14 protein-coding genes are annotated in these 18,018 nt (G+C 33.5%); 6 read left to right on the forward strand and 8 right to left on the reverse strand.

The features are described from left to right. Positions 1-169: 169 nt before the first annotated feature. From NSS82_RS06810 to NSS82_RS06825, 4 genes are all read right to left on the reverse strand, one after another. Positions 170-766, reverse strand: a complete 597-nt coding sequence (locus NSS82_RS06810; protein WP_076272097.1) for a chloramphenicol phosphotransferase CPT family protein — start codon at positions 764-766, stop codon at positions 170-172. A 239-nt stretch (positions 767-1,005) separates the two neighbouring features. After that, positions 1,006-2,595 carry a protein kinase domain-containing protein gene (locus NSS82_RS06815; protein ID WP_076272096.1) on the reverse strand — a complete coding sequence of 530 codons (1,590 nt, stop codon included), beginning with the start codon at positions 2,593-2,595 and terminating at the stop codon, positions 1,006-1,008. 649 nt (positions 2,596-3,244) lie between these two features. Then, positions 3,245-3,751, reverse strand: coding sequence for a hypothetical protein (locus tag NSS82_RS06820; protein WP_340960593.1), 507 nt, complete (start codon positions 3,749-3,751; stop codon positions 3,245-3,247). 142 nt (positions 3,752-3,893) lie between these two features. Then, positions 3,894-5,216 carry a helix-turn-helix transcriptional regulator gene (locus NSS82_RS06825; protein WP_143761224.1) on the reverse strand — a complete coding sequence of 441 codons (1,323 nt, stop codon included), beginning with the start codon at positions 5,214-5,216 and terminating at the stop codon, positions 3,894-3,896. A 1,251-nt stretch (positions 5,217-6,467) separates the two neighbouring features. On the opposite strand from NSS82_RS06825, the gene NSS82_RS06830 reads away from it, so the two are divergent. Continuing rightward, complete coding sequence (locus NSS82_RS06830) at positions 6,468-7,295, forward strand: hypothetical protein (RefSeq protein ID WP_340960590.1); 828 nt, start codon at positions 6,468-6,470, stop codon at positions 7,293-7,295. 1 nt (position 7,296) lies between these two features. Next, positions 7,297-7,551, forward strand: a complete 255-nt coding sequence (locus NSS82_RS06835; protein WP_076272092.1) for a hypothetical protein — start codon at positions 7,297-7,299, stop codon at positions 7,549-7,551. A 58-nt stretch (positions 7,552-7,609) separates the two neighbouring features. Here the strand turns inward: NSS82_RS06835 and NSS82_RS06840 are convergent, their stop codons facing one another. The 3 genes from NSS82_RS06840 to NSS82_RS06850 all read right to left on the reverse strand — a co-directional run bounded on the left by NSS82_RS06840 (position 7,610) and on the right by NSS82_RS06850 (position 9,942). Next, positions 7,610-7,795, reverse strand: coding sequence for a hypothetical protein (locus NSS82_RS06840; RefSeq protein WP_178944166.1), 186 nt, complete (start codon positions 7,793-7,795; stop codon positions 7,610-7,612). Positions 7,796-8,196: 401 nt separating this feature from the next. Then, on the reverse strand, positions 8,197-9,558 hold the full coding sequence (locus NSS82_RS06845) for a PIN-like domain-containing protein (RefSeq protein ID WP_076272091.1): 1,362 nt from the start codon (positions 9,556-9,558) through the stop codon (positions 8,197-8,199). A 159-nt stretch (positions 9,559-9,717) separates the two neighbouring features. Further along, positions 9,718-9,942 (reverse strand): hypothetical protein, encoded by a 225-nt coding sequence (locus tag NSS82_RS06850; RefSeq protein ID WP_076272090.1) that lies wholly within the window; start codon positions 9,940-9,942, stop codon positions 9,718-9,720. Positions 9,943-10,589: 647 nt separating this feature from the next. On the opposite strand from NSS82_RS06850, the gene NSS82_RS06855 reads away from it, so the two are divergent. Together NSS82_RS06855 and NSS82_RS06860 are read left to right on the forward strand one after the other, a co-directional pair. Next, positions 10,590-10,991, forward strand: a complete 402-nt coding sequence (locus NSS82_RS06855; protein WP_076272089.1) for a hypothetical protein — start codon at positions 10,590-10,592, stop codon at positions 10,989-10,991. Between the two features lie 67 nt (positions 10,992-11,058). Further along, entirely contained in the window at positions 11,059-11,589 is a 531-nt protein-coding gene (locus NSS82_RS06860; protein ID WP_076272088.1) for a hypothetical protein, read from the forward strand. 426 nt (positions 11,590-12,015) lie between these two features. On the opposite strand, the gene NSS82_RS06865 is transcribed toward NSS82_RS06860, so the two are convergent. Beyond that, positions 12,016-12,981, reverse strand: a complete 966-nt coding sequence (locus NSS82_RS06865) for a restriction endonuclease (RefSeq protein ID WP_218641932.1) — start codon at positions 12,979-12,981, stop codon at positions 12,016-12,018. Positions 12,982-13,585: 604 nt separating this feature from the next. Between NSS82_RS06865 and NSS82_RS06870 the strand changes: the two genes are divergently transcribed. Together NSS82_RS06870 and NSS82_RS06875 are read left to right on the forward strand one after the other, a co-directional pair. Then, entirely contained in the window at positions 13,586-15,601 is a 2,016-nt protein-coding gene (locus tag NSS82_RS06870) for a hypothetical protein (protein ID WP_076272087.1), read from the forward strand. Between the two features lie 1,600 nt (positions 15,602-17,201). Next, entirely contained in the window at positions 17,202-18,011 is an 810-nt protein-coding gene (locus tag NSS82_RS06875; RefSeq protein WP_340960588.1) for a hypothetical protein, read from the forward strand. The last annotated feature ends 7 nt before the right edge of the window (positions 18,012-18,018 follow it).

Raw genomic sequence — 18,018 nt, forward strand, 5'->3', positions numbered from 1 at the left:
GATTCATAAATAAAAGAAGCGGCAGTCTAAGACTTGATAATAAGTCCTAGACTGCCGCTGTTGTCGTTCAACTAGCGTTTCCTTTTAGCTTAATTCCTAAATCCGTCGGGCAGCCAGAGGGGGAGTAGCCCCAATGCTTGAATTTAGTGTTAACTGATGAATTTTTCTTCTATGAATCACGAATCTCTCTTTTACTTAATTTTTTAAATACCGAGTGTGACAGATCGTGATTAATAAACCTTAATATTTTATCGGCACATTCTGCTGGACTCAACTTTTCTGTATTGACTTCTAGGTCATATTCAGCAAAGGAATATACTTTGTCGTACTGGTAAAGTGCTAATCCAAGTGCTCGATCTCCTCTAATATGTTCTCTTCTTATGAGTCCGTCTCTTGAACACAATACACCTACAAACAATGTAGGAAGATCAATCAGCAGATCATGATATTCATTAAAGCGATTGTCATCATCAATTACGGTATCGACGATGACATTCAGCCCCATTTCCGAAAACAATTTAATGGTCGCATAGTACACTGAGATGATGGGATCAAAAAGGATTTCTGAGGCAACTTGATCATCCACTTCCCTTGTAGGTTTAATATTTGGAAATGTATTTTTAATAAAATCATTGTAGTTACCAAAAAAATCTTCTCTGGATAGATGATGAAACGGCATCACTTTCTGATTTTTTAGTTCGACAGAAATACTAGTCTTTCCTGAGCTTGAAGCTCCGTTCAATAACACAACAACCCCTTGGTTCAAACGAATCACCCTCACATATCAAGATTATCGCATTAGATAATGTTATATTGAAAAAATAAATAATTTTTCCAATTGATAAAATATTCGAGGAACGATTCAACTATCCTTCCCAATGCGCAAATAAGTCAGCAATCTATGTCGGCTAACTTCTTCTGAGTTTGGTTGTTGCCTCCTCTTAGTTGAACAATAAACTGTAATATGGGTTCTGATGTCCTTTTCGCCTATCGTTACAAGGTTAATCATGAGGTTACTGGATCTAAAACACTATGAATATCTTTGTCCGTCATGGCGAGAAGTTCCTGAATTTGTGTTAGATTGTTGTCAATTTTAGGATTTAAAGCTGCTAAACTAAAAAAATACTCTCCTAGAATCGGATGAATGTACAACGATTGTAGGCACTCCATGTACGTTCGGAACTCATCAGTAGTTAATTCACCGTGTCTGCCATCATAGGTTCTTTGGATGTGATTATAAACAGAATCCTTATATACCATGAGAAATACTCCATCATACCATCTAGTTACATACATTAAGTGTTTAAATTTCGGCTCATCAGGACGATATAATCCTCTAGGAGAAACGCGAAGAAATTCAGATGGTGGTTCGTTAATACCTAATTCCTGAAGCGTTTTAATAGCTTGGGGGAATTTAGGGTCAAGCATACCGAACTCCAACCGAAAATAACTAAAACGCGGATCGTCATTGGGCAATTCCCATACCAATCGCTTTAACTTAAACACATGCATGGAATCACCCCCGAATGAGAGTGCAATCATATTTGGTTCTTTTAGCCAGGTTGCGTGTTCGATACTAACTGAGTCCCTTCCTCCACGATCGTATAGAAATGTATGATTAAAATTCAAATGAGTAAGTTGTTTTAATATCTCTACCACATGTACAGCATCTCTCCATATTAATGTACTCGGCGACTTTTGCTTAAGAAGAGTTCGCTCGATGTATTGCCAAGAACTATTAGATGCCTTTTGCTCGTCTCTAGCAGTTTGCTCCCATACATTAAATCGCTCTAAAAAAGATTTTATCGTTGGTCGTTTTGCAGGATCTTCAAAAGTTGCGTCTGATAAGAGGTCATAGAGCTCAACAAAATGCTGTTTGTTGTAAATTAATTGAAGCTTATGGTTTTCGAATGGATTGAATTGGCCGTCGAAGGCGAACTCTTCATTTGTTAAAATCATCCAAGTTGTTTTGGCAAATGAGTACACATCCGCAGGTCGATGATCACTCTGAAAGTTGGCATTTATTCTTAGTTCTGGAGCCACCGTCTTTCGATTACCAATGAGCTCTTCATCGGGAGTGAAATGCTCCTTTTCGGGATATGCAAGTAAACCCAAATCACTTAAACAATAATAGCCATTATAGAATAAGATATTTTCAGGTTTGATGTCTCGATGGCTGTGCTCACGGGCATGCAATAATACGAGCACTTGAGCGAGTTCTCGTACAATGGAAGTAAGTTTATAAATATCAAGTTTCTTTTTTATTTTTTCGGATAAAGGCACGGCTAGTGGCATGACGAGAAAGTATTTTTGATCTGGATCACATTCAAAATCAATAATGGGAATGATGCCTTGCATCCCTTCTTGAAAGAGTTGTCGGCCTTTGCGTGCTTCAATCTCAAACCGTTTTAACCGTCGCTCGGTTGTCTTTTCGCTACTAGTCTCAATCTTTTTTGGCATTTTTTGTTTCGCGATTTTTATAGCAAATTGCTCCCCATCTTGCCTTGTTGCGCGGTATACATAACCGCTTCCCCCTATACCTAGCAGATCTTTTTTATCATCGTACAAATAACCTTTGAGATTCTTTTCACCCATAGCTGTCACCTTCGTCCTTTTTTCTAATTCTATATTAAACTGGATGTGTAGATTTAGCACGAATTATAGTTGTTTAGTCAGTTTCACTAACCTGAGTATAGGCTCGTTATCTGAAACGGTTTATTAAGTCCTTTATCCAAATTTCAATGGAATACACGTAGACAATCGGGACAACTGCTTTATCATAATCTTCCTCGTTAGCTTAATGATTTGAAATCAGTTGTTAAGAATAAACTATTCGAAAAATGCATTTTTTCCTAAACGATAATCAGCCATTTCTGTTCCATCGAAGTCCTTCTTTAATTCATCGTATTTTACCCTGTAACTATCGTTCGTCAATAATAAATCTCGGAATGTCCAAAAAAAAATCAAACTCAGAGTTAAAGGCGGTCTATTGAATTCCCAATGGGGGTGCGAATAGCTCGGGAAGAACACTATAGAGGGGGATGAATATGCTGAGATGTGTTTCCCTCTTTTATAGCATTAAATTGGATTTAGGATTTTGTAATGAGATGTAAAAGAAGAACGGTGGTTTTAATCTGGGAATAAAAAATATACTTAGATAATCAAATCAATTGATAAAATTATTCATGGAACTAATTATTCAAGAGAAAAGCGAGCAGAAAATAATTCCTCTGCTCGCTTTTCTCTATTTCAATCCTCTTTCAAGCTGATCCTCAAGAGCATCCTCTAATTCGTCTTCATTTTCCACATTAGGAAACATTGAGCTGCCTATAAGGTCGTCGTCATCATCGTCGTCATCGTCGTCGTCATCGTCATCGTCATCGTCATCGTCGTCGTCGTCGTCATCGTCATCGTCATCGTCGTCGTCGTCATCGTCATCGTCATCGTAATCATCATAATATCCTTCAGGATAAAAGTCAGTATTATCAGAAGTTTCTTTAAGGAGAGGTAACAATATTAAAATTTCTTGGTCAGAGAGGGCATTGAATTTGGTGAGAAAATCCGCTTCTTCTGTTTCATTAATCCCTGTCATATCTGTTGCATTAGAAAGGAACTCTTTTGGATTTTGATTAAAATCTTTTTTAAATTCTTCATCTTGTTGGGAGAGGGAGTACTGTCCGACAAGCATGTTAAACTGGTCATCGTTAAAATAATCTAACAGTTCCGCAGCGGTTCGTTCTTTTTTTACCATGGTTATAACCTCCAAATAATAAATAGTTGATGTGAAGCTATGAAAAACGGTGTGCAAGAATCCGCTAACTTAAATCTATTGAAAGGGGCGTTTAGATTCAATTGAAGGGAGCTAAGTTTAACATTAAGAATTTTACTTTCAGTTATTCAAACTCATACTCTGTATCAGGATCAAGTTGCAGATCCCTAAGGATCTCTGTTACAGATTGATATATGTTTCTTTGGTCAACCTTGTTAGTTAGATCGAAACAATTTTCATTATCATCATATCCATGAACGGAGAGTATTTGGAAACCAGAAGTTCCTGTTTGTTCAGGCGTTCTGTAATCAGGCTTAATAATAATGCGATAAATATCTAAATCTGAACTAGATCCATCCTCCAACTCATCATCTTCTTCATTTTGAATATCGTCAACATTGTTTAATAGAAATGCAAATTCATTATTTTCTAATGATTTTGTGAATGTTTCGAATTCTATCATTAATGCCCATTGACCAAATTGCTTCAGTATAATCTCGGTTGTCTCGGTTAAAATATCTTCAATAAATTCCAATAAGTTTGCTTTAAACTTTGCAGCATCCTGGGTTGATTTTTTGAAAAAACGTAGATTGAGATGTCCGTAGTTGTTTGCTAGAGCATAAAATTCTTTTATGTAATCCGTATGCCCTTTATTTTCATAATTATCATTAAGCGTGTGATGAGTATATAATCGAATTCTATTATTCATAGGTAAAAAATAACCCTGGCTATTCTCTGGATGATTCAGTGCGTCTTTAATGCTTGATTCATCAATGTTTATATAGTGTTTATTTCTTGTTATTTCCATGGAGTATAAATCATTCTCATTAGAGATGCCAAACTCGGTGGTTTCAAATTCGTATTTAGATTGGTTTCGACGATGGTAGGATCGAATATCTTCAGTAAGGAAGTGAATTTGCATAGCTCTTGTATAATCTTCGCCATAATATTGTAGGTTAGAGAAATTAATGTAATCTTCAATTAAAGGTTTGAGGTAATAGCGACTCACCGAAAGTAAGTCGTCTAAATTTGAAGAAATTACAGATGAGGTTTTAATTAATTGACTCCAGAGACTATAGGAGTATCTATAATGCTTCTTCTTGATTTTCTTTCTTTTAGTTTGAATAAATTCGGAGGCCTTTAGGGTGAACTCTGAATCTTTCATTCTTTGAACTTCTCGAATAAGCATGTCCACTTTATAGTGCATAGTAAACTCACTCCCACTTCTTTGGTGCTTTTCAAGTTGGGATAAAAACTCAATAAAAGGCCCAAGAGTATTATTTCCATTTAAAACTAATTCTTTGAAGAAAGTTATGCTTTTTTCGTACAAATTAGGTGTTAGTGATGTTCTTAATGTTTCAATATTATTAATAGTCTGCCTGCTTACACCTAATGCATCAGCTAGGTTTTGTTGATCGATTTCAGCGAAAATCCGAATTTTTTTCAACGATTTTTGGTAGTTAGTATACGTATGCTTATTTATGCTTCATCCCTCCTTAATAGGATACTAACATTCTCTATGATAAAAGTAAATCGTAAAATTTACTTTTGGTTATTTTTCGTGTTTTACATATGTAAAGTTTGATTTAGGATTAAGATAATGTAGAACATAACAAAGGGACTATGCTTTAGCATAACCCCTATACGCAGTCACTTTAGAAATCCCATGCTCATAAGGTAATAAAATTAACACTAGTTATTTCTTCATGACATGCGTATCCAAAAATTTGCATAAAGGAGATAATATAAATATTTTAGATAAAATATGATAAGTTAAATATGGGGGAAATAGTAAGCAATTATTCGAATATATTTTTGGGAATACGCAAGATCAAATTATAAAAGTGAAATTATCATTTGAAAAGAGAATTAATGTTAAAAAAAATAGTGATTTTATGCAGCAGGATGTAAAAATCATCGAAGATTTTTACGGGGTATGGTGGATATCTCCTTTCATTATTAAGGTATCAGTTGGATAGCGAAATCAATCATTTTGATTAAATGCACTTAGTATAAAACATTTTGTATATCACTATCATGAGCCAAATTCAAAAACACTGAAAAAGATTTGAGAATTATATTGAAGCGTTATTTGATTATAGTTACTTTGAAGAGTAAGAAGGGATCGTATTAGTATTCGAGTTCGATCAGTTAAGGCTCAGAAAAATGAAGTGTTCTCTTGTTTTCAGTTAGTGAAAGCTGAAGAGGATTTTAAATTGAATTATGAAATAACTTCAGCTCTGAGGTTTCTAAAGGGAGATTAACAGGTTGATCTTGTTTTTGCATCTATTTAACAAGCTCCTCAATGTTTTGATAACATCACTCTTCAATTACTAAATATGTAAGTGAATATATAGAAGTTATCTTTATCATTTTCTTCTGAAAGAGCAAAATCCTCCTTATTGACACTGAGAGTGGGAAATATATATTATATTAATATTATGGGATAATTTGGTGAGTTGAGCGATTTCGCTTCGACCAGTTCTCTACATAGGAGTTTAATTTGGGAACCAACTGTCTTCCGTAGGTAAACCACCTGCGCGATGGGATCAAAAGTGTTTAGGAGACCCTAAACTTGGTCTTTATAACCCCTCGACAAGTAGTAAAGGGAGATGGCATTACCTTTTAGAGCCTTCCTTGCTCAACCGAACATACTATGTAAAATTTTTTTGGTTTTAATTATCATTTTGGGAGGCGTATGATGAATTTTTGGGTAATTAATACAAGAGCGGATGATTTTTCAACTGGACTGAAAATGAAGCAAATAGTCAGGGGAATTGACAAAACAAAAAATAGAGTTACTATTCTTAATGAAATACTAGATGAATTGAAACTTGGTCATATATCGGTTTACATGAACACTCAATCTGCATTTGGAATTACTGAACTAATGTCTACAAATCCCTTTCAGGTTGCTTCTATATCTTTAGCAGATCCAGATTGTAGAAATGAAAAATATTTATTTAAAACATTATTTCATGAATTGTATCATGCATGTGTACATAATTTAAAACATGATACTGACATTATAGGATATGAAAACTGGCTGAAAATTGAAGAAGTTGCGGCCGAAACTTCGGCGCATTATATTTGCAAACTTATGGGATACAGTGGAGAAACAGCTTTCTCGTATAGTAAAGAGCTAGTGGAAATTTTACCGAAATTAAAAAGGATACCTGATTTCCAGAATTGTAATTCAATTGTTGACTTTGGGGGCAAATTTATAAAATATAGATTTAACGATAATAATAAAAGTGCTGAATGGGCGACTTTATATAATGTTTGCAGTGGCATTACTATTGACATGAAGAACTATTCTTTGGCATATAAAGCAGATGTTATGGATAATATAGATCTAATAGCTTTAAAAATTCTTGAAATGTACAATGAACAAGATTTAGATACTAAGAAAGGTCTGTGGTTTAATAAAATAAAACAAAGGATTTTAGATCAGTGGACAAAAACGGAGGGTGAGTATTTTTACTTAAGTTTAGCATTCATGATGAATAAGAATGGGGTGAATTAAAATGATTAAATATTTGCTTTTAATAAAAGACGATAATAATGATTCGCTTGTTGAAGAAATACTAGCACCAATATTACAGGCAGACTTTTTAAGCGAGGAAGTTGCTGAAAAACACTTAGAATCTTTAGAAAGGTTAAAATTAATCGATGAGCTTGATGTTTTTTATGCAGTATTAAATGACTTGTTAACAATTAATGTATATAAACAGAGGGCGGTTTCAAGTTTTTTGATTACAGAAAAAAAAGCATCGTATTAGGTAAAATGAGTTAATATAAAAACCGTGTATCTCAATCAGGGATTTAAAACTTTTACAATTAAATCATAATACCATACAAGAGCACTAATAATTCAAGAGAAAAGCTGGAAATAAACTCTCTGCTCGCTTTTCTCTGCTTTAAACTTCTTTCAAATTGGTCCTCAAGAGCATCTTCTACTTCTTCTTCATTTTCCCCAATAGCAAACATTGAAATACCTATAATATTCGTAAGATTGTTTTTCAATAAAATAGTGAGACTAATCCATAGAAAACAACGGCAAAGACCAAGACTTTATTACTGAAGTCTTGGTCTTTTATAGTTATTATTTGCGGCCAAATGTACAAATCGTTCAACAGGTTATTCTTCAATAAGAAGAGCGGACCTGATTGGTTAAAAAGAAGAGGCGAGCAAGATTTTATAACCCAAGTCTTACTCGTCTCTATTGCTATTGAACTAATATTTTCTAATTAGTGTAATCAACTGGTTCTGAGTGATAGTTTAAATGTAATTTGTTCGAGTTCAGGATAGAAAACCAGAAATATAATCTACATAAACTAGGCCGCCTTCAGGACAATCAGGAGCAAAGCTTGCTAGCAAGGGCGGTCAAAGTCCTTACCATTTAATATATACAAAATGACCCTCTTTTAAAATGGATAATCATCTTCCATTTCAGGTTCTTTATCGTCTTCATAATAATGTCGAGAAACTGCTAATGCCTCAAAACCGCCGATGCTTAAATCAATTGAGTCTCTTTGAATGGTGTAATTATGATCCTCAAACGTTACCGTACATTTAATATTTATCCAACCAGTTATAAGAATCTCCTGATCATGATAAATATCATAATCAGAGGAGGCACTTTCCGATATTTGAGCAATGATCTTTGTACTAAAATATCCTACGTTAGTAACTGTAGACTCTTCCTCATCTATATCGAAAGCTTCTATGTCAATGTCATAATCCAGGAATTCTAAAATTTCAGCATCGGATAACGGATTAGCCAGATAATCCTGTAAGTCACCACTATGAATGAGGTAACTGGTAAGAGTCATTCGTTTATCCAGAATTACATCCCAGCCACCACCAAGTTCAATGCATTGAAGTACAAATTCTTGCTGCTCCATTCGAAGTTTGATCCACCGTGGATCTGTATACCCATAAAGTTGATTTACATATTGAATAAACATTGATAAGTTCAGCATAATATATGATTTTTCACTGTATTCCCTAAACTCATCAAGTAATTCTTGGCGTGGTTCAACAGGCTTTTTGTTGCTATCGAGAAGCCACCAGTCTTCCTTTGCGTCGTTAGTAATAAAAATGACGGATTTTCCTGATGACTCCGAATGACGAAGAATTTGTTTCCAAATCAGCAAATCACCATATTTATCCAAACTCGTTTCGTCATTTTTTCGTTTACCGTTATCCTCATAACCAGGTGGAATCTTATGCTGATAACGAGTATTGCCTTCAGTGTATATATTAATTCTTTGTCGATACGTGAAAGGGGCGCCGACTCTCTCGGAAACTTCAATGTCCTCTAAAAATTCTGTTGTTTTGTCATTTTCTAGCATTAGTTTATTCCTTTGAATTTCAGCCTGAATTACCTTTTGATATTTAGCCGCTTCTTCGTCGATTTCGGATAATTTTGCTAGAATAATAGCGTCTAGTTCATTGATTTTAGGGTAGTTATTGCCTTTATATTGGATGAACTGTTTTTCCAGAGAGTTTCTGGCATTTACAGTAGCTTGCTTTATTTGTTTGGTAACCTCGCTATACTTCTCTTCCGCTGTTTTTTTCACGTGGCGATAATTTTTTTCATATTCTTCATTAACCTGAGCGGGAATCCATACAAATTTTTTGATACCTCTTAATACGGTCAAAATAGCTTCCTGATCTGAAGTTGACTTCCTATGTATTTCAAGCAAACAGTTCGTATCTAAAATTACATCTGGAGAGTCCGTCCATATGTCTGAAAAATGTTCAAATGATAGATCGATCAACAAATTTATTCCTCCTCTATATGTTAGATTATTCCTATAGTATGATAAAAATATTGCAGCGTACATTATTATGTGCGCTTCTATATTTATATATAAGATCATTAATAGGGGTGGATTAGATCAGTGGAACTTTTAAATTCGGAATACAAAAAGAGCCACTTTTCAGCGACTCCCCCATAATGAACTTCCAAAGTAAACAGTCCCGAAGAATCCAGAAACAATTAATATAATAGACAAAATACTCACTAAATTTCGGATTGATCCATTATCAATCCTACGAATAATGAGGAAACACATAAGGCCGATAGCTGCAACCGCAATTCCCCCTAAAATTAATGGTCCTATAGTCTCCCATAAATCTACGTTTTCAAATAAATTGATTTTCATTGAATCCCTCCTGGTGCCTATCTTCGACAAAAAGGTGATTTTATCCTGCTTTAAAGCTATAATGATTGGGTTTATGGGATAAAGAAATGTTTCCACAATTAAGATGTAGGTCAGACTTCACAATTATGAAAGTCTTTAATAGACAACAGCGGCAACCAAGTGTTGGTCACCGCTGTTGTCATTGAAAAAAGTGTCCCGCTAAATCAACCAATTTTTTAAAATCTTCCTACTTATCGAAAATAAAATAATAGTCATTTCACTTCATCAAGTGGAACGAAAAGAAAAAAAGGTTTTTTGAAAAATTGACGCTGTTATACAGCTCGAACGTGCTCTAAAGAGTGTGCCGAGCGGACAGGGAAACGTTACTCTCGGACATGAGTATGAAATGGCCGAAAATAAGACCATAACCACAAAAGAATTACCTGAGAGAAGTGTTCCTCTTGATTATGATCCAGAGGGAAGGAAGAGAGCGTATACTGAAGCGCAGGCGCATGCAATATGGCGGTGAATCGTATGATAAATATACTAATAAAAAATAATTTTTGAAGAAAAACTTGAAGAAAAACTTGAAGAAAAACTTGAAGAAAAACTTGAAGTTTTGGTTATTAGTGTTATCATGAAATTAACAAATATTAGGGGGCGATTGTTTGGCTGATCCATTGCAAAAAATAAACTTCATTCAACAATTTCTTCAAGATAAAAAAACGGAGAAAGAAGAATTAAAGAAAAAAAATGAATTAATAATGGTGCAAATGAAACAGGTTGATAATGCGATAGAAGCATTCGAGCTAGAGCTTGCGAAATTAGCAGGTAAAGAAATTCAAAATAAAGCACTTCCTCTTAAGGGGGCTGAGATTGGAATAGTGGCCGTGGATGCTCTTCGTAATTTAGGTGGAGAAGCGCATTATACTGAGGTCAAGGCTGAAATTGAGAAGACACATATGATAAATGGTGTAGATGAAAAAAGTAAAGGCGACTCGGTTTGGAACCAACTGAATAAAAATCCTTTGATCGAGAAAATAGGTCGTGGTAACTTTAAGTTCAAGTAAGCTATTCAGCAAGTCATAAGTAATTCTCGTAGTGAATTTAAAAAGACCAATCTGAGGAGATGTAATAATGGAATCGTTAAGGCTAACGTATTCAACAGCTCTTTTTATGAAATTGGGTTGTGAAAGTACGGGGCAATTATTAGGGGACGAGACACTAAAAACATATGAAGAGTTCTGTCTCGAAAAAAATGCTGTTTGGTTCTCAACAAATTCTCTTAGTCATGGGATGGAAAAGGCTAGGCTAACTCAATTGTTAGCAGCAATTAAGAATGGGCAAATTGTTGAAATGTTTTTCTGTGTGGGGAAAGCTGCTCATGGTAATAATCAGATTACCTATAAAGCAGAAGTTCAAGATATTAGGAGTAATTCAGACGGAATGATATCACCAAATCCTGAGTTGACTCCAAAACGCTGGCGAGAGTTGGAAAATAAAATCTGGATCTTGTGTACTGAATTTAGAAGTGCAGATCAGGAAGATCGTACGGAAAATTTTGTTGTGGAAACTAGTGGAACTATTCTGGCAGATTCTATAGCGAACTCCCAACATCATTTTGGCTATATTACTAAAAGGTCCACATCTACCATTGATCTGGTGTAGCAAGAGATGATGCGGCTAGAATTAAAATTATTTTAAATGAGAATGTAAACATAACTCATATTGAAGAGGCATTCGTGGGGATGACCTCTTCAATATGAGTATAAAAAACATTTCATGGTGAATAGATTATAAATTTCAAAATACAAACCTAGGATGTTTGCATTTTTATTTACTTTATTTTGGATAGCTGAGTCGATCTTTAAGTCACTATGGGAATGTATTTCGTGTTGGTATTTGGTCATTTGCAATTATTTTATCAAAGTGACCTCCTCATCAACGGTTTCCATTAGATGGTTCCTTCGTTTTGTGGAGGTGATCGAAGACGAAATTGGAAAGTTTGATGTAGGTCGAAAAGTGAGAAATGCGCATCAATAGAATGAACAGTAGCAGCAAGTCTGTAATGATAAACACTATTATGAATACCCTTTACGCAGAATTCAATTTTAATTTCAGCATATCCCTGTCCCATAAAGCAATATTAGAGACATCGGCCAATTTTTTTGCTGGAGCTGTGTAATAGTTATTTGTAATGACTATTCCTTTTCCAAGATCGTAATACCGAAGTCCAGCTATTATTTCTTGCACTGCTTTATTTGATACGTTTGAAGTATAACATTTTGTTTGGATACCAATACGATCTTTATTCTTCTCAACAATTAAATCAACGCCTTGATCCCCAGATGTCTTCGTCCTTGTAACCACATAACCCAACTTTTCAAATAAAATCCCTATAAACTCTTCGAATTCAATTCCAGTCATTACATCAATATCATCTATTGTTACTTTCACTCCGTACTCCGTTCGAGGAGTGGCAAGTGATTTACTATACGCTGTTATTTTATAGTGATTTTCATATGTAGAAAAAATGTCATAACACGACTCGAATGAGGTGATAATTTTATCACTACGAAAAAGTCGCTTTTCTACAAATTTTTCTTTATAGATAAGATAATAAATATATGGAATGAATTTCTTTTCATCATATGGATTGAAAGACGTCTGCGAAAAGAAGACTTTCATAGAGTACTCTAACGTACGTTCTTTGAATAAACTTCCGTAATCTTTCTCAAACAAAGAAGCAAAATAATTAATCGCATGTTTGTTTAAAATTCCCCAAAGATAGAGGAGATCCCCTCTATTGGAGTAAAAGGGAGTGCTTTTTTCAAGAGCCTCGGCAAAAAATATTAATTGATTATAGGCATCAAGTGTTGTTTTATTAAAAGGTTTTCCAGGTATATATATACTACTTGAAGGCAACCAAGTATATCTTTTTTTGCTAGCATCATTAATTCGTATTAGTAAACTAAACAAATTATTTCGTTTGTCTAAATTTAGAAGTATTCCCTTCATTGTATTTTCAATGAAATTAAAAAAAACTGTTTCTATGGTCATGGAAAGGAAACTCCTTTGTATGTGAATTGTAGTAACGAAAAACATTTATACCAAAGATATATCAAACCTGATTAGCGAATAAGAGTGATCACCTATTAATTACAGATCGAAAAAAATAAACTTCCATAATATGTGGGATACTTATTCGTCATTTTTCAGTTAATTCCTGCAAATTCTGAATTTCAAAAATATAAAGAAAGTTTCTTTATTTCGAACTTGTCAATAAAAATAATAAAGAGCATGATGAAAACCATCTAACGATATCTCGTTAAAAGCAAAAAAAAGCGAATTCTATATTCTTGTAAGCCGTCAACATTCTTACTGTTTGGCTATGGGATTATCATGTTTCAAATACCTTATATCCCTGCTATAACTTTTTTCTCCGAATGCCAAATCAAATTTATCGAGTTAGTAACCACTACTCATGTTTAATCGGCTATAGTGCTTTTCTATCGGAAGAATAACATGATGTTTTCTAAATATTTAATAGTTCTTTCAAGCGTACTTATTCAGAAATAGATTGAAACTCGCTAAAATTCGACAGGAGATTTGGAGCATATATGTTAGTATATAGCTAATTGTGGAAATTCAGGGAGGGTAAATAATGAGTACTGAAATAATAAAGGATTATCCAAACATTCAAAATTTAAGGGATAATATTTTAGAAGAGTTGGACAAAAATGAAGTTGATGAGTTTGATAAAGATTCTTATGAAATGATGCTTGAAAAACTGAGCGAATTGGAAAAGCTATTATCAGTCAAAGAATTTAATTTGGTCTTCATAGGACAAAAGGGTGTTGGTAAAACAACTGCTATAAGTAACCTCTTTAATCTCTTGATTGATAGAAATGTCACGGGTAAAGGACGATCTAGGAAAGTCATTGAGGAAATCTTAGAAACAGGCGCAGGAGGGACAACGGTTTGTGATGTTGAGATAAACCAGTCACCAACCGAAACATCTCAAATATTAATCGAGCCTTATTGTGATAACGATATATTAAACGAAATAGAGACTTTTTGTAATATTATTTGGAAGAAAAAAATGAATTCTATTGATAATTTTGAAGAAACTAGGACTTTTTACCTCGCTTCAGAAGTAGAGAGAGCCATTAGAAATATGACTGCACTTACAGTGGTCAAAGAAGTTGATATTGCTGTTGAAAGGGCAAAGGATTTTTTGGAATTTGAAGATTTCAAAAATGAAATTATCCATTTAGCAGAACTAGATAATAGAAATAAAATACAATTTGTTTATGAAAGTCACCCTGAAGCATTAGAAACTGAGTCAAACTGGATAAAATCTACGTTCAGGGATATTAATCTCGTTAAGTTTACTGATATTTTAATTCCTAAAAAAATTATAGTTTCTCTTTCGAGAAAGATACTAGATTTTGACGATCTCCCGCGAATTAAATCCATTATCGATACTAGGGGATTGGACTCCCAATCTAATTTTGATAGAAAAGACATTGAAAAGTACATAAGAGAGGATATCGAGAATCTTTGTATTGTCACAGATTCCTTTCCTCCAAGCCCTTCTGAACCAGTCTTTAATTTATTTAAGAGATTTTTATATGATGAATCACTAAGGGATCTATCCGCAAAAATGATTTTAATGGTTTTGCACAGAAAAGATGAAGCATCAGATATTGTATCTTATAATGGTAAAGTTGAAAATGCTGAGGAAGGAATAAAAGTTAGAAAAAGAGAAATTGAAAGTAAATTTATGTCTGAACAAATTCCAATGCTGTCCGATAATATTCTCTTCTTTGATGCTTTGTTTGGGATAGATGATAAGAAAATAAAAGTCACTGAAGATGACATAGATGAATATGGAATTGATGAGGCGAGGCATGTTAAGTATGAGGAAGTGAGGAAGTACCATAAGGAAATGGTAAGTGTAATTGAGCAGATTATTAATAAAAGAGAAAGAGAATGGTTGAATGAATTAAATAATATACTTGATGAATTTAAAAGTATTAAATATCATTTTGAAAATGATACTTACGCAGAAGAGCATCTAAGTAGAATTAAAAATGAAGTGGATTCTATTAAAGATACTCAGGCAGATTATAAAACTTTGTTTGCGGATTTGTATCAAAACAAAATGGGTTTTATTCACCCATCAACATTTGCTGCTATTAATAGATCTTATGGTATTTTCAGTTCAAATGACATATTTTATATCGGATCGGTAACAATCGAAGAAATATACAAGGAACATTTCAAAAAGGCTAAAGATCAAATTATTTCTAAAATTGATACTATAAGAAACTTCCATAATATAACGATAAAGACAAAAACATTTTTCAATAGATTATACGACAAGGTTAATAAGGAATTTGATATTTCGATGAGAGAATTAAACGATAAAATTTATATTCTTTTGAACAAAGAAGTGTTTAATAATAATGAAAGTAGTACAAGTGTATTTTGGGATAATGCAAGATCTAGATGGGGAGGAGGTAGTGGATATAGAGAAGATATCCAAGCAATGTATCGGAGACATCTGCAAAAAAATACTTATTATACTGAAATCAACTTGCTAGTTGAAACTCAATGGAATAAATTTCTACAAGTTATACTCTCAGCTGGTGGGAAAAGTAATCTGAATGGTTGAAATTTAATTTTAGTTAATATGTCAGATAATATAAAAAGACACTCTCTAATAGTGTCTTTTTATATTAGCATAAATTGTCTCGATTAAATAAAACTAACAATGAAAAAGATGATGGTTATATCGCCGATTTTGAGAATCATGAATGCTTATAGTGTTCCAGTAAAATAAAGATAATCAAAAATATAATCTGATTTAATTAACTGTAAATGTGAACTTAATAAGCGAAATATAAAAGTTTTAGGATCGAATGTGGCTTTAAAAGATGGTAAGACGGATTATGATGACATGACTCTTGCTATCAGAACCCTCGTGAATTTCATAACTAAATAACTTAAACTCAGTTGAAGAACAACATAATAATAAACTTATCTAGCGGTCCAAAAGGTAGCTTAATTCATCAAGCATTTTCAGAATTTTTAGATCCCAGTAGAAGTTCAATAGTTGAAGTTCAATAGTTGAAGTTGTAATAATAAAGTAAACATGAAATCATAATAAACGAAATGAACGATAACTAGCTATTTATGGATTTCAGTTTATTCCTGATGCCAAAGGAATGTAAGGTTGAAGAACGGAGCTCTCAGTTTCACAAGAAATTGCATCTGGAATAAAAGAAGGGCAACTCACAAGCAGTCGACTTGTTAATAACATTGTTCCGTTTAGCACCTCAAAAGATACATGAAACAATTCGTTTAGTTGTAAATCAAGAATTTATTTAACGGATGGAACATGCCTTGATGAAATAATTGTTTGATTGAAGCAGGAGAATCAGTTCTTAGTGGCCCAAGTGTTTCGCGTGCGAACTTACAAATTGTTTACTAGCTTGTTCTTCAGAAAAACAGTGAGAAAAACTCATATAAAACAACGACAGAGACCCAAGCTTTATTACTGAAGTCTAGGTCTTTTATTTTGGTGATTAATGTAATATAAAAAGCGGGTAGCAGAAGGAAAGTGTCCTTCTAGGTCTTACTTTTAAACACTAAAAATGGTGAAATTATAAAGCGGATGGTTTTTACCTGAAGTAGCCACTAACGGAAAGTGACTTTTTTTAACGGAGGTATAAAATATGAATCGTATTGATTTACTTCTTGTCGAAACTACAGCCCTTCAACTTTTAGTATTTGCCTCTATTTGGCTAATTAGGGTTTATTTCCTAATTAAACACAACATTTTGAAGAAAAAGGCAAAGAAACACACAAGGGATTTGAATTCACCTACTCAATATCCTCGATCGCCGCAATCACATGCACATTTGTATTGTGCATATATTTACTCAGCCTGCTGTAATCCGACAGCACCATCGTCTAACGGTGGTGTTTTTTCTTTGCTTAAAAAATACTTTCACCAAATAAAGAGGTTATCCTCTTTCTGCTTGTAGAAAATTCAATTCTTGTGCTATTTTGTGACTAAAGGACTAGTGATTTAGAAATTAAAGGCTATATTGCATCCAATAAAACATATTTTTGGAATCCCAGGTTGATATATACCATAGGAATAAAATGGATTATAATAGTGTTATTGAAGGTTTAAATGCGAAAATCAAGTGTGTTTTACTATGATGTAGATAATATTTCTAAAAATTAAGTTTTTAAAAGGAGTACATATGACACAACAGATTGATACTATATTAATTAGCCATTCGCATAAGGATGCAGCGTACGTACATGAATTAGTAGATATGATAAAGGTAACCGATGTGGAGAAAAAGGCTGTTAAAATCATTTGTTCTTCATATCCTGGTCATAATATTCCTCAGGATGTTAACATATATAATTACCTGAAAGAGGTGATTAAAGGAAATGTGTGGGTCATTTATGTTCTTTCGCATAATTACTATAATAGCTCCGCATGTTTGAATGAGATGGGAGCTACTTGGGTCCAAAATAAAGAATACTCTGCTTTTATCACACCTAACTTCTCATTTAAACAAGTGGACGGTGCCATAGATCCTTCACGCAATTTATATAGTTTAGGTGATAAAACTAGTCTCAATAATTTTAAAATGCATATTTTGAAAGAGTTTGGATTGGAGGTTAATGATAATCTTTGGGAGAGCATTCGTGATAGTTCTTTGGATAAAATAAAAGAAGTCGCTCGTATTGAACTTGAACAGAATTCTTTCGTGAAAGTTCAGTTCGAATCAGTTAGAAATGAAGCTGATCAAATAATTAGAATTGTTTTAAGGGCAATTAATGAATTATCTTATCCAATTGAAATAAATTTAATAAATTTATTATTGAAGGATGAAAATGGGGAAAGTTTTTTATATAAAAATGAGACGTTCAATTTATTACTGCATAGTGGTGAGAATAGAATAGTTACTTTTAGTACAACAAAAAACGATTCGGAGTATTCAGCAGTACAGCATGGAGATGTAACATTAACTTTTAAATATAGTAAATACTTTGGATAATAGGGGG

The organism is Paenibacillus sp. FSL H7-0735 (genome assembly GCF_038008505.1).
Taxonomy (GTDB): Bacteria; Bacillota; Bacilli; order Paenibacillales; family Paenibacillaceae; genus Paenibacillus_AQ; species Paenibacillus_AQ odorifer.